Origin of the sequence: Nocardioides yefusunii, from assembly GCF_004014875.1 — a bacterium.
GTDB classification, from domain to species: Bacteria; Actinomycetota; Actinomycetes; order Propionibacteriales; family Nocardioidaceae; genus Nocardioides; species Nocardioides yefusunii.
Genome location: NZ_CP034929.1, coordinates 108,801 through 127,213, shown reverse-complemented (window position 1 = coordinate 127,213; position 18,413 = coordinate 108,801). Strand labels below are relative to the sequence as shown.

18 protein-coding genes are annotated in these 18,413 nt (G+C 69.8%); 8 read left to right on the top strand and 10 right to left on the bottom strand.

Annotation, left to right across the window (positions count from 1 at the left end; translation table 11 throughout):
- Nucleotide 1: 1 nt before the first annotated feature.
- The 4 genes from EOV43_RS00510 to EOV43_RS00495 all read right to left on the bottom strand — a co-directional run bounded on the left by EOV43_RS00510 (nucleotide 2) and on the right by EOV43_RS00495 (nucleotide 5,029).
- Nucleotides 2-733: a response regulator transcription factor gene (locus EOV43_RS00510; protein WP_128219201.1), complete on the bottom strand. Its 732-nt coding sequence runs from the start codon at nucleotides 731-733 to the stop codon at nucleotides 2-4.
- Nucleotides 734-870: 137 nt separating this feature from the next.
- Nucleotides 871-1,845 (bottom strand): NADPH:quinone oxidoreductase family protein, encoded by a 975-nt coding sequence (locus tag EOV43_RS00505; RefSeq protein ID WP_128219200.1) that lies wholly within the window; start codon nucleotides 1,843-1,845, stop codon nucleotides 871-873.
- Nucleotides 1,846-1,992: 147 nt separating this feature from the next.
- On the bottom strand, nucleotides 1,993-3,258 hold the full coding sequence (locus tag EOV43_RS00500) for an ATP-binding protein (RefSeq protein WP_164878755.1): 1,266 nt from the start codon (nucleotides 3,256-3,258) through the stop codon (nucleotides 1,993-1,995).
- Between the two features lie 469 nt (nucleotides 3,259-3,727).
- Nucleotides 3,728-5,029 (bottom strand): cytochrome P450, encoded by a 1,302-nt coding sequence (locus EOV43_RS00495; RefSeq protein WP_128219198.1) that lies wholly within the window; start codon nucleotides 5,027-5,029, stop codon nucleotides 3,728-3,730.
- 291 nt (nucleotides 5,030-5,320) lie between these two features.
- Here EOV43_RS00495 and EOV43_RS00490 point away from each other — a divergent pair, with 291 nt between their 5' ends.
- From EOV43_RS00490 to ppgK, 3 genes are read left to right on the top strand one after another with little or no spacing between them, the layout of a single operon-like run.
- Entirely contained in the window at nucleotides 5,321-6,913 is a 1,593-nt protein-coding gene (locus EOV43_RS00490) for a sodium-dependent transporter (RefSeq protein ID WP_128219197.1), read from the top strand.
- Nucleotides 6,910-7,068, top strand: a complete 159-nt coding sequence (locus tag EOV43_RS00485) for a methionine/alanine import family NSS transporter small subunit (protein WP_128219196.1) — start codon at nucleotides 6,910-6,912, stop codon at nucleotides 7,066-7,068. The genes EOV43_RS00490 and EOV43_RS00485 overlap by 4 nt, the downstream gene beginning before the upstream one ends.
- Before the next feature lie 57 nt (nucleotides 7,069-7,125).
- The gene (gene ppgK, locus EOV43_RS00480; RefSeq protein ID WP_128219195.1) at nucleotides 7,126-7,902 is read left to right on the top strand and encodes a polyphosphate--glucose phosphotransferase; all 777 of its coding nucleotides are present in this window, start codon (nucleotides 7,126-7,128) and stop codon (nucleotides 7,900-7,902) included.
- Nucleotides 7,903-7,920: 18 nt separating this feature from the next.
- Here ppgK and EOV43_RS00475 read toward each other — a convergent pair whose 3' ends face one another.
- Entirely contained in the window at nucleotides 7,921-8,439 is a 519-nt protein-coding gene (locus EOV43_RS00475) for a MarR family winged helix-turn-helix transcriptional regulator (RefSeq protein ID WP_164878754.1), read from the bottom strand.
- A 147-nt stretch (nucleotides 8,440-8,586) separates the two neighbouring features.
- On the opposite strand from EOV43_RS00475, the gene EOV43_RS00470 reads away from it, so the two are divergent.
- The gene (locus EOV43_RS00470) at nucleotides 8,587-10,686 is read left to right on the top strand and encodes an MMPL family transporter (RefSeq protein ID WP_128219193.1); all 2,100 of its coding nucleotides are present in this window, start codon (nucleotides 8,587-8,589) and stop codon (nucleotides 10,684-10,686) included.
- Nucleotides 10,683-11,000: a GNAT family N-acetyltransferase gene (locus tag EOV43_RS00465; protein ID WP_128219192.1), complete on the top strand. Its 318-nt coding sequence runs from the start codon at nucleotides 10,683-10,685 to the stop codon at nucleotides 10,998-11,000. The genes EOV43_RS00470 and EOV43_RS00465 overlap by 4 nt, the downstream gene beginning before the upstream one ends.
- Before the next feature lie 149 nt (nucleotides 11,001-11,149).
- Here the strand turns inward: EOV43_RS00465 and EOV43_RS00460 are convergent, their stop codons facing one another.
- Entirely contained in the window at nucleotides 11,150-11,632 is a 483-nt protein-coding gene (locus tag EOV43_RS00460; protein ID WP_128219191.1) for a glutathione peroxidase, read from the bottom strand.
- A gap of 45 nt (nucleotides 11,633-11,677) precedes the next feature.
- Nucleotides 11,678-12,196 carry a winged helix-turn-helix domain-containing protein gene (locus EOV43_RS00455; RefSeq protein WP_128219190.1) on the bottom strand — a complete coding sequence of 173 codons (519 nt, stop codon included), beginning with the start codon at nucleotides 12,194-12,196 and terminating at the stop codon, nucleotides 11,678-11,680.
- Nucleotides 12,197-12,340: 144 nt separating this feature from the next.
- On the opposite strand from EOV43_RS00455, the gene EOV43_RS00450 reads away from it, so the two are divergent.
- Nucleotides 12,341-12,868, top strand: a complete 528-nt coding sequence (locus tag EOV43_RS00450; RefSeq protein ID WP_128219189.1) for a hypothetical protein — start codon at nucleotides 12,341-12,343, stop codon at nucleotides 12,866-12,868.
- Here the strand turns inward: EOV43_RS00450 and bluB are convergent.
- Nucleotides 12,856-13,476, bottom strand: a complete 621-nt coding sequence (gene bluB, locus EOV43_RS00445; protein ID WP_128219188.1) for a 5,6-dimethylbenzimidazole synthase — start codon at nucleotides 13,474-13,476, stop codon at nucleotides 12,856-12,858. The genes EOV43_RS00450 and bluB overlap by 13 nt on opposite strands.
- A 138-nt stretch (nucleotides 13,477-13,614) precedes the next feature.
- Between bluB and EOV43_RS15255 the strand changes: the two genes are divergently transcribed.
- Both EOV43_RS15255 and EOV43_RS00440 read left to right on the top strand, forming a co-directional pair.
- The gene (locus EOV43_RS15255; RefSeq protein ID WP_164878753.1) at nucleotides 13,615-14,076 is read left to right on the top strand and encodes a nuclear transport factor 2-like protein; all 462 of its coding nucleotides are present in this window, start codon (nucleotides 13,615-13,617) and stop codon (nucleotides 14,074-14,076) included.
- 47 nt (nucleotides 14,077-14,123) lie between these two features.
- Nucleotides 14,124-15,302, top strand: coding sequence for an MFS transporter (locus tag EOV43_RS00440; RefSeq protein ID WP_164878752.1), 1,179 nt, complete (start codon nucleotides 14,124-14,126; stop codon nucleotides 15,300-15,302).
- A 28-nt stretch (nucleotides 15,303-15,330) separates the two neighbouring features.
- On the opposite strand, the gene EOV43_RS00435 is transcribed toward EOV43_RS00440, so the two are convergent.
- Complete coding sequence (locus tag EOV43_RS00435) at nucleotides 15,331-16,368, bottom strand: enoyl-CoA hydratase/isomerase family protein (RefSeq protein ID WP_164878751.1); 1,038 nt, start codon at nucleotides 16,366-16,368, stop codon at nucleotides 15,331-15,333.
- Nucleotides 16,369-16,960: 592 nt separating this feature from the next.
- On the bottom strand, nucleotides 16,961-18,379 hold the full coding sequence (locus EOV43_RS00430; protein WP_128219185.1) for a phytoene desaturase family protein: 1,419 nt from the start codon (nucleotides 18,377-18,379) through the stop codon (nucleotides 16,961-16,963).
- Nucleotides 18,380-18,413: the final 34 nt, after the last annotated feature.

Below are 18,413 nucleotides of genomic sequence, written 5' to 3'. Positions count from 1 at the left end.
GTCAGGCCTCAGTACCGGCGGCGGGCTTGAGGACGTACCCGGCACCGCGCACGGTGTGGATCATCGGTTCGCGTCCGGCCTCGATCTTCTTGCGCAGGTAGGAGACGTAGAGCTCGACGACGTTGGCCTGGCCGCCGAAGTCGTAGTTCCAGACCCGGTCGAGGATCTGGGCCTTGCTCAGCACCCGACGCGGGTTGCGCATGAGGTAGCGCAACAGCTCGAACTCCGTGGCGGTCAGCCGGATCTCGTCGCCACCGCGGAACACCTCGTGGGAGTCCTCGTCGAGGACGAGGTCGCCGACCCGGAGCACCGCGGACTCCGCCACCCGGGCGACACCGCCACGACGCAGGTGCGCGCGGACTCGGGCCACGACCTCTTCCAGGCTGAACGGCTTGGTGACGTAGTCGTCGCCGCCGGCGGTGAGTCCGGCGATCCGGTCCTCGACCGCGTCGCGCGCGGTGAGGAAGAGGACGGCGACGTCCTGCTCCTGACGGATCCGACGCATCACCTCGAGGCCGTCGAAGTCGGGGAGCATCATGTCGAGCACGACCGCGTCGGGACGGGTGTGCGATGCGGCGGTGACGGCCTCGGTGCCGGTGTGGGCGGCGGTGACGTCCCAGCCCTCGTAGCGCATGGCCATGGAGAGCAGTTCGGTCAGGTTGACCTCGTCGTCGACCACGAGGACGCGCATGGGGCTGCCGTCGGGTCGCGTCAGGGGAGCATCGACGTTCATGACTCGATCATCCCGCGGGTGTCATTCCCTGCACTGTGCTGTTGCTGTGAGGAGCCTGTGAACCGGGGCTCCACCCCTCGCGCATCAGTCACAAGTGCTGCGAAACGACCGTTTCGACAGCACTTGTGACTGGTGCATCAGCGGACGGCGAGGACGACCTTCCCGGCCGCTCGACGTTCGTCGATCTCCAACAACCCGTGGGCGACGTCGTCGAGCTGGTGCACCGCACTGATCGGCGGACGCACGACGCCGGAATCGATCATCGGCTCGATCCGGGCCCACTGCTCCTGCATCGCGCCCGGCGTGGTCATCACTGCGGCACCCCACCCGGCTCCGCGGACGTCGATGTTGTTGAGCAGGAGCCGATTGACCTTCACCTCCGGGATGCCCTGGCCGGCGGCGAACCCCACCACGACGAGTCGGCCGTACTGGGCCAGCGCGCGCAGGGAGTCGGTGAAGACCTCTCCTCCGACGACGTCCACCACGACGTCGACGCCGCGGCCTTCGGTCAGCGACTTCACGCCGTTGAGGAAGCCGTCGGTGAACAGGATGTGGTCAGCACCGGCGGCCCGCGCGACGACGCTCTTCTCCTGGGTGGAGACCACCGCGATCACTTCGGCACCCATCGCCTTCGCGACCTGGATCGTGGCGGTCCCGACCCCACCCGCTGCGCCGTGGACCAAGACGGTCTCCCCCGGGCGCACCTGTGCGCGTCGGTGCAGGACGAAGTCGGCGGTCAGGTAGTTCATGCCCAACGCTGCACCCTCGGTGAAGGTGAGGATCCCGGGCAGCGGGAAGACCCAGTCGGCCGGCAGGACCGCGTACTCGGCAGCCCCGCCGTGCGGGATGACGCCGGCGACGCGTTGGCCGACCTCGAGTCCGGTGACGCCCCGACCGAGCGCGGCCACGACGCCCGCGACGTCGGCGCCGAGGGTGAAGGGCGGCTCGGGCTTCATCTGGTACTGCCCGCGTGAGAGCAGGACGTCGGGGAACGCCAGCCCTGCGGCATGGACCTCGACGAGCACCTCGCCCACGCCGGGCGTGAGGTCGGGGGCTTCCTGGACGACGACGTCGGCGGGACCGGTGAGGGTGACGACCTGGGCTGCGCGCATGACCGGACCCTAGGGACGTCTCCCCGACTTGGGAAGGGTTGCACCGTGGCCACCCCCTGTCTGCGGGACGCCGGCTGGCGGGACGTCATAGGAATCGTGGGCCCGAGGCCCCGATTCCTATGACGTCCCAGGGAATGAAGGGGTGCGTCAGGGGCGCAGTGACGCGACCGGCGCCACCAGAACACCGTCGTCGCGGACCTCCACGAGACCCGCTCCTGTGACGACGAGCATGAACGCTGCGGGGTGCTGGCCCGTGACGGAAACGTCGACACGGCCGGCGAGCCAGAGAAGTTCCTTCGCAGCGTCGTCGATCCCGGCCGGATTCATCCTCACCGCGACGCCGCCCCAGGAGCCGTCGGGCAGGACGACGACGAAGTCGACGGTGCGCCCGTTGTTGTCACGCAGGTGGTGCACGACGCCGCCGAGCGGGTCCGCGTAGGTGCGCAGGTCACGCAGCACGAGCCCTTCGAAGTGCTGGGCCGCGGCGGTGAGGTTGCGGCGCAGCGCAGCACTACTGAGGCCCAGCGCCGCGAGCCCGAACGAGGGGTCGACGAAGAACCGGCGCGGAGTGCGGCGCAGCGCAGCTGCGCTGGTGAGCTGCGGCGTCCACGCCGGGACGTCCTCCAACAGCAGGAGCCGACGCAGCACGGTGAGGTACTCCGCGACGGTCTCCGCGCGCGGGGTCCTGGTGCTGGTGGCAGCGGCGAGGTCCCGGGCCACCGCACTCAACTTCTGCTCGGTCCCGACCCCGGCGGCGAGGACACCGAGGAATCGCCGCAGGTCATCCGGGGTGCGGCGCACGCCGCGCGTCGGGAAGTCGTCACGGACCAGGATCAGCAGGTACTCACGCAGCCAGCGACGGGCCTTCGTCTCGCCGAGCCCCTCGAGACCGGGCCAACCGCCGACGACCATCCGTTCGAAGAGCTGGTGCGGGTCCAGGGTCGGCGCGGGAGCGGTGAGGTCGACGTCGTTCCCGGCGAAGAGCGCAGCCAGGGAGACCGCGCCGGTGGAATGACCTGACTCCCACAGGCTCATCGGGCGGATCTGCACCCGTGCGACGGCGCCAGAGGCCAGGAGTTCGTCGGCCTCGGTCGGCGTCTCGGAACCGGCCAGGAGCACTTGCCCGGGAGCGGCATCGACGCTGCTCAGGACGCGGGCGAGGGTCCGCGGGATCTCCTGCCACTCGTCGAAGAGGACGGGTCCGGGGGCGCCACCGGGCTCCAGCAGGAGATGGGGCGCCATGTCGACAAATTGACGGGCGTAGTCGTCGATGTCGAGCCGCCACGTCCGGGCGGCCACACGTCCGGCTGCGCGGGAGGCGCCGGCACCGCGGGGCCCCTCGAGGACGACGACGGCGGAGTCGACCAGGTGGCGCGCCAGCAGTCCGTCGACCACCCGCTCCCGGTACTCCACGCCACTCCTCGCCCGTGCGCCTGCGCGACGACCCTCTCCGTCGCAGCCCGCCAAGGATTCCATGCTGCCTCCCACCGGCGGGAAACGGGAGGGCGAACCGGTATTGCACAGGTTGTACACACCTGTGGAGGGGGAGTTGCTATCCGTGGAAAACGCTAGAGCCTGTGCATGGAAATGTGGACAACCTGTGCATGGGAGTCTTGATCCAGCGACCTGCTGTTTCTCCACACCTTGTGGAGCATTTTCCAGGTCGTTCACGCCCGCGTTCGGGGTGCCGAACGGGTGCCACACAACGGGGTATCAGCACAGGGCACAGCGGCACGATGTCCCAGAAATCTCAGGTGTCCCACCAGCCCCACCTGGCACCCGCGGAATCGACGCCTGACCCCGTTTTCCAGTGCCGGTCACTTCGGTGCCGGTGACTTCGGTGGCGGTGACTTCGGCTGTGCTGACTTCGGCCCTGGCGACCTCAGGGACGCAGCAGCACCGGCAGCGTCCGGTAGCCGCGCAGGATCCGGGTCGAACGACGCCTCGCCCCGGGCAACACCTTGAGATCAGGGAAGCGCTCGTGCAGTGCCCGCAACGCGACCTCTCCCTCCATCCGGGCCAGGGCCGCGCCCAGACAGTGGTGGCGACCCGAGGAGAACGCGATGTGTTCGCGTGCATTGGCACGCGTGACGTCGAAGGCGTCGGGGTTCTCGAAGACCAGCGGGTCCCGGTTGGCGGCCCACAGCACGGTCGCGATCGTCTCCCCGGCCCGCACCGGCGAGCCGTCGACCTCGGTGCCACGGGTGGCCTTGCGGCCGGTCAGCAGCACCGGCGGGTCGAAACGCAGCGCCTCTTCCACGACGTTGAGCCACGATCCCGGCCCCGACACCGCCCCGTCGCCGATGACCTCGGCCCGCTGCGCAGCGTGGTCGTGGAGCAGGTGGGTGGCATTGCCCAGGAGGTTGACCGTCGTCTCGAAGCCCGCAGCGAGCACCAGCCCGGCGGTCGCCTTCAGCTCACGCTCACCCAAGGGACCTTCGTCGTCGGTGGCGGCGACGAGCTGACTCATCAGGTCGGCGCCCGGGCTGCGGCGCAACATCGCCAGGTGGTCGTCGAGCCAGTCCTCGAAGGCCAGCAGCGACGCCTCCACCTGACGGTGCTGGCGGTAGGTGATGCCCATGTCGAGGCTGGGCGCGGCGCCGGTGCCGAAGCGCAGGACGTCGTCGCGGAACTCGTCGGGCACCCCCAGGATCTCCGCGATCACGTTGACCGGCAGCGGTGCGCAGTACCGCTCCACGAGGTCGACGGGTCGGGCGGCGACGGACTCGAGTTCGTCGAGCAGGTCGTGGGCCATCGCCTCGGTGCACTGGCGCAGGCGTTCGACGGCACGCACGGTGAAGACCCCGGTGACGAGACGGCGGTAGCGGGTGTGTTCGGGCGCATTGGTCGCGAGCAGCGACGGGCGTTCGAGCGGATGGATCGAGGGGGGTGTGGTGCGTCGGGCCAGGTCACCCAGGAACCCCGGCGGCTGGGGACGGTTGGTGGTGAAGGAGTCGTCGGAGAGGACCTGCTTCACGCCGGCGTGCGAGGTGACGACACGACCGATCGGGGAGACGTACACCGGTCCGGCGTCGCGCATCTGCGCCACGATCCGACGCAGGTCGTCGGCCCGGTCCGGGCGCAGCGTCATGAGCTGTGCCTGCAGGTTGCCGCGGCGGGCGGCGATCCCCAGGACGCCGCGGGTGACTCCGTGCTTGGTGGCCCAGTGGAGCAGATCGCTCACCCTCCCGGGCGCACGGTCGGAACGCGGACCTGGGGCAATGAGAGTCGTCACGCGGCGAGTGTGCGGCGAGCAGCCGGAGGCGGCCAGCGAATCGCCCGCATGTCCCCGAGATCGGGTACGCCCCTCAGGCGCTTCACCCCCGATCAGGTACTGACCCGATCACGATTCGGACGGTATCGTCCCAGAATCTGGACAGATGGTTCACGAGTGGGTCACGGCCCGCCGTTCGATCCGCCCCAGCGACGACGTCGCGTGCCACACTCGACGAACCCCTGAACACGAGGAGCCCCCATGTCCGACGCAAGCGGCACCACGGCCGCAGCGGGCGCAAGCACCGCCCCCCAGAAGCGCGGCGGGTTCTCGTCACGCAAGGTCTTCATCTTCGCCGCGATCGGCTCGGCCGTCGGGCTGGGCAACATCTGGCGTTTCCCCTACGTCGCCTACGAGAACGGCGGCGGCGCGTTCCTGATCCCGTACCTGGTCGCCCTGTTCTGCGCCGGCATCCCGTTCCTGTACCTGGACTACGCGATGGGCCACCGCCACGGCGGCTCCTCACCGCTCACCTGGGCCCGCATGCGTCGTTGGACCGAATCGCTGGGCTGGTGGCACGTGATGATCTGCGTCGTCATCGCCGCCTACTACGCCGCGATCATCGCCTGGGCCGCGAAGTACACGATCTTCTCGGTCGACAAGGCCTGGGGCGACGACGCCGAAGGCTTCTTCTTCGGCGACTTCCTCCACGCCGACACCTCAGGGCTCTCCTTCGACTTCGTCCCCGGGATCCTCGTGCCGATGGTGCTGATCTGGATCGTCGTCATCGCGATCATGGCGGCGGGCGTCGAGAAGGGCATCGGCCTGACCTCCGTCATCGGCATCCCGGTCCTGGTGATCGCCTTCGGCGCACTCGTGGTCCAGGCGCTCTTCCTCGACGGCGCGTCCGTCGGCCTGGAAGCCTTCTTCACGCCCAACTGGGAGGCCCTGACCCACGCCGGCGTCTGGGCCGCCGCCTTCGGCCAGATCTTCTTCTCGCTCTCGGTCGGCTTCGGCATCATGATCACGTACTCGTCCTACATGGACCGTGACACCGACATGACCGGCTCCGGCACCGTGGTCGGACTGGCCAACTCCAGCTTCGAACTGCTCGCCGGCATCGGTGTCTTCGCAGCGCTGGGCTTCATGGCCCAGGCCAACGGCGTGACCGTCGACGAGGTCGCCAGCGGCGGCATCGGACTCGCCTTCATCGTCTTCCCGACGATCATCAGCCAGGCCCCGGGCGGAGCCGTGATCGGTGTGCTCTTCTTCGGCTCGCTGGTGCTGGCCGGCGTGACCTCACTGGTCTCGATCCTCGAGGTGATCATCTCCGCGGTCCGCGACAAGATGGAGCTCGGCCGCGTGGCCGCGACCATGGTCGTCACGGTCCCGATCGCCGTGGTCAGCGTGCTCTTCTTCGCCACCGCCAGCGGCGTCGCGGTCCTCGACATCGCCGACTACTTCATCAACCAGTTCGGCATCCTGTTCGCCGCGCTCGTCGCCGTCGTCGTGCTGGCCTGGGTGCTGCGCAAGCTCCCCCTGCTGCAGCGTCACCTGGACGCCCGCGGCTCGGTGAAGCTGCGCGGCTGGTGGCCGTTGCTGGTCGGCACCGTCGTCCCGGTCGCGCTGGGGTACATCTTCGTCGAGAGCCTCAAGGACACCCTCGACGAGACCTACGGCGGCTACGAGACGTGGATGGTCGGCATCTTCGGGTGGGGCGTCGCCGGCGGTGCGATCGTGCTGGCAGTCCTGCTGGCCCTCATGCCGTGGCGCAAGGGCACCTCCCTGGAGGTCCCCGCCGACCGCGACCTCGAACCCACCCCCTCCCCCGCCCAGGAAGGAGCTCAGCGATGAGCGCCGAATCCATCGCCATGATGGTCTTCTCCATCGCGGTCCTGTGGGGCGGTCTGGCCGCCGCCGTCGTGCACCTGGGCCGCGCCACTCCCGAGGGCCCCGCGCTGGACGTCCACCACGTCGACCCGGACGCCGTGCGCGACCACACCCTCTGAGTCGACACCGTGACGACGCATGGGCGCGAGGCAGAGCCACCGGCTAACCTCGCGCCCATGAGTCCGCAGTTCACGTCCAAGGCCACCGGCGCCCGCGACGACGTCCGGATCGGCATCGACTTCGGCGGCACCGGGATCAAGGGCGCCGCCGTCGACCTCGCCACCGGTGAACTGGCCGGCCCCAAGCGCCGCCTCGACACGCCCCGGGTCTCCACGCCCGACGCCGTCCTCGCCGTCTTCCGCGAGGTCCTGGAGTTCAACCCCCGCGTCGACGGGCCCGTCGGGATCACCGTCCCCGGCATCGTCGCCGACGGCGTGATCGGGCGCGCCCCCAACATCCACCCCGACTGGGTCGGGCTCGACGCCGCCGCCTTCCTCACCGAGGGCCTGCAGCGCGAGGTCTCCCTGATCAACGACGCCGACGCCGCCGCGCTCGCCGAGCACCGCTACGGCGCTGCCGCCGGACGGAACGGGACGGTGCTGGTCACGACGCTCGGCACCGGGATCGGCGCAGGCCTGCTGCGCGACGGGGTGCTGGTGCCCAACGTCGAGGTCGGGCACATCCCGATGCACGGCACCGAGGCCGAGAAGTGGGCCTCCACCAGCGCACGGGAGCTCGTCAACCTCTCCTGGACCCAGTGGGCCGAACGGCTCACCGAGGTCTACGGCCTGTTCGAGCGGATCTTCACGCCCGACCTGATCGTCGTCGGCGGAGGCGTCTCGAAGGCGCACGAGAAGTTCCTGCCGCACGTCGAGGTGACCACCGAGATCGTTCCGGCGACACTGCGCAACCGTGCCGGGATCGTCGGCTGTGCGCTCCTGACGACGTTCTGAGACGCCCCGGGACGTGGGTCAGGCGTCCTCGGAGGGGTCCTGCCCGTACTCGTCGACGGCGTCGGCGATCGCAGCGACCGCACCGGTCAGGTAGCGCTCGATGACGTCGCGTTCGGCGTCGGAGAACTGACGGTCCAGCTCGCGCAGGCCGTCCGCCATCCGCTGCAGGTAGTGCGCGTGCTCGGCGCGTCCGGACTCGGTGATGTGCAGCGCGGTACGACGACGGTCGTCGGGGATCGCGTGCCGCTCGACGAGGCCACGTGCAGCGAGCCTGTCGACGATGCCGGTGGCCGCAGCCGTCGAGACGTCGAGCTGGCGCGCCAGGTCGGCCGGCCCCACGACGTCCTTGACCAGGATGGAGAGCGCAGAGATGTCGGCCGGGCTCAGACCGGTGTGGCGTGAGGCGACGTTCTTGAGCCTGACCCCCAGCTTCGTGAGCTCCCGCACCAGCCGGACCGACTGCTCGATGTCGGAGCCCAGGGAGGACGCGACGTCGGAATCCACGAAAGCGGCCCGCGTGGGGGAGGGAGGGGTCATCGTTGTCTCACTCATGTCTCTACCGATCGCTCGGAATACCTGCGGATCACGCACGGTTGTGCCGAGCGACACATGCCTGACGTTGGTTAACGTTGCTGGCATTCAAGGCACTCAGCATTGGCACTCTACCCAGCAGGAGTCCCCCCGATGTCCCGATCCGGCACAACAGCCGGCACCACAGCCCTGACCCGAGCCGTCACATCCCGACGGTACGCATGGCTGTTCGCCCTTCTCCCGCTCCTCCTCGCCGGCGCATTCATCGGGATGGTCGGCGAGGCCGACCGGCCCACCGGCGTCACCGACAACCTGCCCGCCGGGTTCGACTCGACCGAGGCAGCCGTCCTCCAGGCCGAGATCTCCGACGGTGAAGCCAGCGCGGCCATCACACTGTGGACCGCCGACAACGGCACGCTCAGCGACGACCAGCTCGCCGAACTCAAGGTGCTGGCCGGCGATAACGCCCCGTTCGTCGTCGCCGAGGACGCCGCTGCGGCCTACACGATCGCGCCCGTCCAGGCCGCGACGTCGGAGGAGAACCGCGGCAAGGTCGCCGACCTGCGCACCAAGATCGCCGAGGAGGCACCCAACGGTGTCACCGCCGCGCTCACCGGCCCCGCAGCGTTCAAGGCCGACTTCGGTGAGGTCTTCGCCGGCGCCGACGTGAAGCTCCTCGCGGCCACCGCCGGCATCGTCGCGGTCCTGCTGATCGTCACCTACCGCAGCCCCGTGCTCTGGATCATCCCGCTCGCCGTCGTCGGCGTCGCGGACCGGTTCGCCGCCCTGGCCGCGACCCACGTCATGAAGAACTTCGACGGCCTCGCCTGGGACCCGTCGGTGGTGGGCATCCTCTCGGTGCTCGTCTTCGGCGCCGGCACCAACTACGCGTTGCTGCTGATCTCGCGCTACCGCGACGAACTGAAGATCGAGGACGACCGCCGTCTGGCGATGGCTCGGGCCCTGCACGCCACCACCGAGTCGGTCGTCTTCGCCGCCTCGACCGTGGTCCTGGGCACGCTCACCCTGACCCTGTCGGTGATGCCCACGACCCGCGGCCTCGGTGTGGCCTGTGCGGTCGGCGTCGTCGTGGCGGCGTTCTTCGCACTCGTCTCCCTGCCCGCCGCACTCTCCTGCTTCGGCCGCTGGATCTTCTGGCCCAGGACCCCGCGCCGGGGCGACGAGCTGCTGATCGAGTCGACCGGCTTCTGGCACAAGGTCGGCCTGGCCGTCGACAAGCGCCCCAAGTCGTTCGTGGTCGGCACCCTGGTGCTGCTCGCCGTCCTCTCCGCCGGCCTGCTCGACATGAGGACCGGCCTGCGTCAGGCCGACCAGTTCCTGGAGACGCCCGACGCCGTCGTCGTCTCCGAGACGCTCGCCGAACACTTCCCGGCCGGCACCGCCGACCCGCTGCAGGTGCTCACCAAGGCCGATCCCGAGGCCGTGGCCACTGCCGTGACCGGGGTGGACGGCGTGATCCGGGCCGAGCAGCGCGGAGGCCGTGACGGGACCAGCCAGGTCAACGTCGTCCTCGGTGTGAACCCCGGAACCCCGGAGAGCACCCAGGCCGTCAAGGACGTCCGCGACGCCCTGGAGCAGTTCGACGACACCTACGTCACCGGTGGCGACGCCAACGTCATCGACGAGACCGACGCCGCCAACCACGACCGCCTGCGGATCCTGCCGGCCGTCGTCCTGCTGGTCCTGATCGGTCTGGGTCTGCTGCTGCGCTCGATCGTCGCGCCGATCATCCTGGTCGCCACCGTGGTGGCCACCTACGGTGCGGCACTCGGCACGTCGTGGTGGATCTTCCGGTTCGTCTTCGACTTCCCGGCCGTCCACCAGCAGGTGCCCTTGACGGCGTTCCTGTTCCTGGTGGCGCTCGGGGTCGACTACAACATCTTCCTGATCACCCGCGCCCGTCAGGAGGCCCGCACCTTCGGGCACCGTCAGGGCATGCTGCGTGCGCTCACCGCCACCGGCGGCGTGATCACCAGCGCCGGCATCCTGCTCGCGGCCGTCTTCGCGGTCCTGGGTGTGCTGCCGCTGGTGATGCTGGCCCAGATCGGCACGATCATCTGCGTGGGTGTCCTGCTCGACACCCTCGTGGTGCGCACCGTGCTGGTGCCCGCGATCGCGATCACCCTGGGCGAGAAGTTCTGGTGGCCGCGTCGTCCGGCCCACCTGGACGCTGCACCGAAGTCGTCGGAGGGGTCGCGCGACGTCGACGTCGCACCTACGGTGGAGGCATGAGTGACGTGACCGTGAAGGACAACCCGGCCGAGAACCGTTACGAGGTGCTCGTCGACGGCGAGCTGGCCGGTTTCGCCGACTACCGCCTGCTGTTGGACGAGAACCGCATCGACTTCATCCACACCGAGGTCTTCGAACAGTTCGGTGGCCAGGGGCTGGCCGGCAAGCTGGCCAAGGGTTCGCTCGACGAGGTCCGCACCCGCGGTCTGGCCGTGCGCCCCTACTGCCCGTTCTACAAGGGCTGGATCCAGAAGCACCCCGAGTACGTCGACCTCGTGCCCGAGGACCAGCGCGAGAAGTTCGAGCTCGTCTGACCAGACGCACCACGACGCGGGACGTCATGGGAATCAGGGCCCTGGGCCCGCGATTCTTATGACGTCCCGCGTCTGCGTGCGGGGTGTCCCGCGTCTGCGTGCGGGGTGTCCCGCGTCTGCGTGCGGGGTGTCCCGCGTCTGCGTGCGGGTCAGGCGTTGAGTGCGGCCTCGACGTCGGCAGCGATCGCCTCGGGCTTGGTGGTGGGGGCGTAGCGCTTGATCACGGCGCCGTCCTTGCCGATCAGGAACTTGGTGAAGTTCCACTTGATCTTGTTGCCCAGCACGCCTGATTTCTGCTCGCGCAGCCACTGGTAGATCGGGTGGGCGTTCTCGCCGTTCACGTCGACCTTGGAGAACATCGGGAACGTGACACCGAAGTGGCCGGTGCAGAACTCTGCGATCTCCTCGTCGGTGCCCGGGTCCTGGTGGCGGAACTGGTCGCAGGGGAAGCCCAGCACGCTGAATCCGCGCTCGGCGTAGTCGTCCTGGAGCTGCTGGAGGCCGGTGAACTGCGGCGTGAAACCACACTGGCTGGCAGTGTTGACGACGAGCAGCACCTTGCCGCGGTGGTCGCCGAGATCGGTGGGCGTGCCGTTGATGGCAGTGGCGGTGAAGTCGAAGACAGTGGTCACGTCGAAAGTGAAGCAGGTCACGTCAAGCAGAAGGCGCGCAGCCTCTCAGGAGACGACGACCGAGGACGACTCGTTGAACCGGTAGCCGTTCCCCCGGACCGTCGAGATGCAGTCTCCGCAGAGTTCGAGCTTGGCCCGGATCCGGTGGACGTGGACATCGACGGTGCGAGGAGCAGGCCTGGAACCGTCACCGAAACCGGCCACGATCTCCTCCCGCGTGACGACCTCACCGGGTCGCGCGACGAGTTGGCGCAGGATCTCGAACTCCTTGTGCGCGAGCTGCACGAGCCGGTCCCCGACGAAGACCCGACGGGCGTCGACGTCGATGGCAAGGACGGGGATCTCCGGCCTGCTCCGCGGGAGTGGGGCCGACGGGCCGGCAGCGGCCGGGAGCAGGATCCGCTCCACGCTGGGCTGCAGGCCGGGGAGCGCCTCGGCCAACTCGTCAGTGAAGCGGCGCAACAGGTGGTCCACGCGCAGTCCGACGTCGACGGGGGAACGAGCCGGCAGGTCGACACGGAGGACGTAGCGGCTGTCCTCGCCGCCGAACGTTGCAGTACTCATCACTCCCCCTTCGCCATTATTTCGATAATCTTACTTGAGATTCACCCCGTGTACATCCCCTCTGCCGACCACCGGTCCAGAGACCCTCGCGCAGCGCCGCGGTGAACGGGCACACTGGCGCTCCGACCAACCTCGAGGACGCCCATGACCGCGCCGACCCCTGACCCACTCATGACCAGACCACCACTCCCGGTGGTGGCAGTGGCGGCCGTGCTCCTGGCCTTCGCGCTCCTCACTCCGGCCGATCCCGTCTACCGGGCCGGGGCTGCGTTCGCGGCGATCCTGATCCTGCTGGTGGTACGCGACCGGACCCCGGCGAAGGCGTCCCCGACGACAGCAACGACGGCAGCGACGGGACCGGGACCCGAGCCCTCGGCGCCCGCCCAGCAGCCACGGCAGGCGCCGGTCGCGCCGACAGGGAACAGCCGCGTCGTGATCACCTCCCCCGGGCCCACACCCGCGGACGTCGCCTGGGTGTGGCGTCAGTACCGCAGCCTCGACCCTGCCGAGGAACGCACACCCGCGCAGTTCGCCGAGCAGCTGGAGGTCGCCGGTGCCGACGGCAGCGAAGTGCTCGCCGGCGCCGGCCTCACGCCCCAGGCCGCCGAGGCGCTGGCGGCGTCACTGCGCAAGGCCGGCGCCGACGTCACCGTGAGGCGTCAGGCGCCGTAGCGCTCCGTGTGCAGGACCGTCTCGAGCGGCGACCGCCCACGCCACCCGAAGCGTTCCAGGTCAGGCACGTCGGGCAGGTTCTCGACCTCGCCGACGCAGAGCCACGCGATCGGGCGGACGTGGTCGGGCAGACCGACGAGCTCGGACAGGAACGGTTCCCGGTAGAAGCTGACCCAGCCCACCCCGACACCCTCGGCAGTGGCGGCGAGCCAGAGGTTCTGGATCGCGAGGACCGCGGAGTAGAGGCCGGCGTCGGCGATCGCGTGGCGTCCGAGCACCTGCTCACCAGCGGTGGTGGGGTCGTAGCCGACGACGATCCCGAGGCCGGACTCGACGATGCCCTCGATCTTGATCTTGGCGAACGTCTCGGCGCGCTCACCGGAGAGTTCGTCGGCGAAGACCTGACGTTCCTCCATGACGTGGGCGTGGAAGGCGTCCAGAGTGGCGGGGTTGCGCACGAGCGTGAACGACCACGGCTGCGTCATCCCGACACTCGGCGCCATGTGCGCCGCGGTGAGGATGCGGGTCAGGACGTCGTCGTCGAGGGGACGTCCGGTGAACTCGGCGCGGGTGTCGCGGCGTCGGGCAATGGCTTCGTAGAGCTCCATGGGTCCTTCCGGGTCGGGTCCCCCATGCCCGCGACCGTAACCCGAACCCCTGCCACCCCTGCGGACGTCATAGGAATCGAGGGCCCCGGGCCTCGATTCCGATGACGTCACGCGGAAGGTGCGGGCACCATGGTCGCCATGACGTCTCCCTCCCCCGTCGAGATCCACCTCCCCTCCGCCGACGGCGTCGCCCGCGCCCACGAGGTCGCCGCGCAGTGGCTGCCGGCCTTCCTCGAGGGACGCCGCGCCGCCGACGAGCTGTACCTCGACGCCGACGGCACCAGTCAGGTCGTGACGTGGCACAACACCACCGAATCCGAGTCGGTGGTGCAGCGGACCCCGTCCCGCACCCGCGCCAACGACGCCGGTTCGGCGTTGCGGGTCGAGGACGTCAAGGTCGAGGTCTTCGACGGCGGCTGGGTCTTCCAGGCCGTCACCGTCGGCACCAACGAGCACGGCGGCGCAGTGCGGATCCCGGTCTGTCTGGTCGCACGGCTGCAGGACGGGAAGATCGCCCGGTTCGAGGAGTACGCGGACTCGCGGGCCTTCGAGACGCTGTTCACCCGCCCCGAGGTCGCCGGGAAGCCCGCCGACGTCTGACAGGGGCACGCCGGAGCCCCGCATCGGCGTCAGGAAGAATCCGGCACATGCCGTCCTCCCCCGACGAGCGCGTCGACCGGCGTCTCGTCCGCACGTTCTTCGTCACCCAGACCCTCGGTTACCTGGCTCTCTTCACCGTGATGCCGGTGGTGCTCGCCCCGATGGCCTCCGACCTCGGCGTCGACCGCACCCAGGTCGCGGTGGCGAGCACACTCTCGACGCTGGTCGGCGCAGCGGCAGCGTTCCCGATGGGGCGACTCCTGGACCGTTCCGGCGGGCGGACGACGATGACGGTCGGCGCGCTCATCGCGGCGTGCGGAGTGTTCGGGTGGGCGTCGGCCGACTCTCTCGGGGTGCTCTATGCGTCGTTCCTGGCGATCGGCCTGGGGCAGGCGATGAGCACCTACGACACGGCGTTCGCGGTGATCGTGGCGACGGTCGGCGCCCAGGCGCGACAGAAGGCGATCGTCGCGGTGACGATGGTCGCCGGCATCGCCACCTACGGCCTGACGCCGCTGTTCGGGTGGATCGAGCAGTCGTGGGACTGGCGGACCGCGGTGGCGACGCTGGGGGTGGCATTGCTCTGCGTCGTCGCCCCCGGGCACGTGTGGGCCGTCCCGGGCAGGTCACTGCACCGCGAACGCAACACCCAGCGCACCGGAGGCGGCCTGCGTGCCGTGCTGCGCGAACGCGACTTCTGGCTGGTGACGTTCGCCTTCACCGCTCAGACGGCCGCGACCACGGCGTTGATGTCGTTGCTGGTCACACACCTGCGTGACGCCGGGATGACGGCGATGCTCGCCGCCTGGATGCCGGTGGTGGTGGGCGTCTCCCAGGTGGTCTCCCGGCTCGCCCTGCAGGGGTCGAACGCGGTGCTGGCGAGGGTCTGCGTGGCGGCGTTCGTCGCGCAGGCCGCAGGAATGCTGCTGCTCTCCCAGGTGGGCGCGCAGGCGATCTGGGTGGTGCTCTGCGTGAGCGCTGCTGGCGTGGGATCGGGGATCGGCGTGATCGCCCGCCCGGTGGTGCTGGCCGACACCTTCGGGACACTGCAGTTCGCCTCGGTGCTGGCGGTGCTGGCCGTCCCGGTCGCGACCGCGCGAGCGTTCTCGCCGCTGATCGCGGCCTGGCTCGACGACGGTCGCTTCCTGGTCCTCTTCGGGATGCTGTCGCTGGTCGCGGCGGCGGCCATGGTTCCGGCCGCGCGCCGCTCCCGTACGGCTGGCTGAGGTCAGCCGACCAGCTCCGGAGTTGAGCTCAACTGACGATCGACTCGACCCACGCGGGGTCGACCTCGGAGACGTGGGTGTGGACCCAGCTGGGGTCGCGGTCCTTGTCGACGACGCGAGCGCGGACGCCCTCGACGAAGTCGTCGCTGCGACGCAGGGCGTCGGTGATGCGGAGCTCCAGCTCGAGGTCCTCGACCAACGTCAGGTCGGCGACGGTGCGCAGCCCCTTGAGGGTGACGGCGACCGCGGCGGGCGAACGCGAGGCGAACAGTTCGGCAGCCTCGACGGCGTCGGGGTGCTCGTGGCCGCGCAGGCGCTCCAGGATCTCGGCGGCGTCGTCACCCGCGAAGCACTCGTCGACCCAGGCGGCCGGCAGGGCGGGCTCGTCGGTGGGCTCGGAGGCGAACGCAGCGAGGGCCTCCTCCAGCCCGAGGACTCCGATCGCTTCGGTGAAGGCGGGCAGGTCGCTGTGCCACACGAAGTGGTCGACGAGACCGACGGCGAGGGCGTCGGCGGCACCGACGGACTGGGCGCAGGTGCCCAGGTAGGTGCCGGTCTCGCCGGCGAGTCCGGCAAGCAGGGAGAGGCCGCCGGTGTCGGGGTAGAAGCCGATGCGGGTCTCGGGCATGGCGGCGACGCAGCGCTCGGTGGCGACGCGGACCTGGCAGTTGCCGGCGAGGCCGAGGCCACCGCCGAAGACGATGCCGTCAAAGAGGGAGACCACGGGGATCTCGGAGGCGGAGATGTCGGCGACGGTGCCGTAGAGGTCAGCCCAGAACGGCATCGCGTAGGTACCGTCACCGAGGGCGTCCTCGCGCAGGGGCTTCAGGTCACCGCCGGCGGAGAAGGCTCGGTCGCCGTTGCCGGAGAGCACGATCGTCGCGATGCCCTCCATCTCCTGGGCGGCTGCGATCGAAGCGCGCAACGCCTTCACCATCGCGTGGTTGAGAGCGTTGAGGCTCGTGGGGCGGTCAAGCTGCAGATGCAGCGCGGAACCCTTCCGAGTGGCAATGAGGGGCGAGGGGAGATCTCCCGTGGCGCGGCCGGACGGGACGTCGACAGTCATTGCTGTTCCTCTGAGCTCGGGGGAAATCATGTCCGCGACCGGTCGACAGGGGGGCAGTTCCGGGTCATGACGTCGTCATGCGCAGACATTGTTGAATCGTAGATTCACAGATGGCTGCAGCGGCACCCCGTGAGCGGGAGAGAAGGGTCACCGGAGATCTGGGTCACCCGATCGGGGGGAGAGTCCGTTCGTCACGACGCACACCGTGAGGCCGGTCGGTCCTGGGCAGGACGTCCGGGCGCGGGTCGACACGGGGTGGGCCGGTCCGTGGTGTGGATCCGGCTCCCCCGTGTCTGCGGTGCGATGCACGCAGTGACGCGGCGGTGGCCGCGATCGGTTCGGCGGAAGACGTCGAGAACGACGAATTACAGGCGTCCCACCGGGGTGCGGGGGCGCTCGAACACCCACATCGTAGGACGATTGAAAGATTTACACGTGCTGTTCTCACTCTACGGAGAGCGACGCCGGTCACACTGGCGCGCACACCTGATCGGGTGTGACCATTCTGGCCCCTGAACGTGCCGCTCAGCACCCCGAATCACCCCGATGCGACGGCCCTCACGTCACCGCGAAGTCACGATCCCCCAGGAACTCAGGCGCTCAGGACACTCAACGCCGCGTTGTGGCCACACATCCCGTGCACCCCACCACCGGGCGGCGTCGACGAGGAGCAGATCCACGTCCCCGGCCCCACCCGGTAGGGGTCGAGCGCCGCCCGCGGACGCGCCACGATCTGCCACGGAGTGTTCGCACCCGCACTGATGTCGCCGCCGACGTAGTTGGCGTTGTGGGCCGTCATCGCGGCCACGTCCCGGGAGAACGACGCCTCGACCTGACCGGTGAACCCGGGGGCGTACTTCTCGATCTGGGCGGTGATCACTGCGGTCGCGTCTCCGGTCCAGCCGTGCGGGACGTGGGCGTAGGCCCACACCGGGTGCAGGTCCCCGACCGAACGCGAGGGGTCGGCGAGGTACTGCTGCCCGACCAGGACGAACGGCTCCTGCGGCATCTCCCCGCGGGCGATCGCGGCCTCCGCAGCGGCGACCTGCCGCGCGGTGCCGCCCAGGTGGACGGTGCCGGCCCGTCGAACGTCGGGGTTGGTCCACGGGACGTGCCCGCGCACCGCGAAGTCGACCTTGAACGCCGCCGGGCCGTAACGGAACCGCTGGTAGGCGCGGCGCACCCGCAGCGGCATCGTGTCGCCGACCAGACGCAGCACCCCTTCGGGAGCGAGATCCAGCATCAGGACGTCGGGGTCGCGGCCGTACACCTCACGCACCTGCGCCATGTCAGCGACGCGGACGCCGGTGCGGACCTGCCCGCCGTACGACTCCAGCACGCTCACCAACGCTGCAGCGATCGCCCCCGAACCGCCCTGGGCGACCGGCCATCCGGCACGGTGCCCGGCCGAGGCCAGCAGCATCCCCACCGAAGCCGTCAACGGGACGTCGAGGCGTCCGAAGAGGTGCGCGGCGACGCCGGTGAGCAACGCCCGGGCCGGCTCGTCGCGGAAGAGTCGCGCCGCGACCGTGGCCGGGAGCACGGAGAACGCACCGAACCGGGCGAGCCTGAGCGGGTGCGACGGGACGTGCAGCAGCGGACGGAAGACGTCGTCGAGCAAGGCGTCGACGTCGGCGGCGAGCGGCGCGAAGACCCGACGCCAGCGATCCCCGTCGACGTCGAGGGAAGCGACGGTGACGTCCATGTCGCGCGAGAGCAGCGCGGCCCGGCCGTCGGGCAGGGGGTGGGCGAGGTCGATCTCGGGCCAGAGCCACTGCAGTCCGTGCTCGTGCAGGTCCAGACCGGCGAAGAACGGCGAGATCACCCCCGTGGGATGGAACGCGGAGCAGTCGTCGTGCAGCAGACCGGGCACCGTGTGCTCACTGGTGCGCGCGCCGCCACCGGGCACGTCCTCGGCCTCCAGCACCGTGACCTGCACGCCTGCGCGAGCCAGCGTGATCGCGGCCGCCAGCCCGTTGGGGCCGCTGCCCACCACCACTGCTTGCGTCATGACGTCCCTTCCGACGAGTGAGGCGCACTGTGTC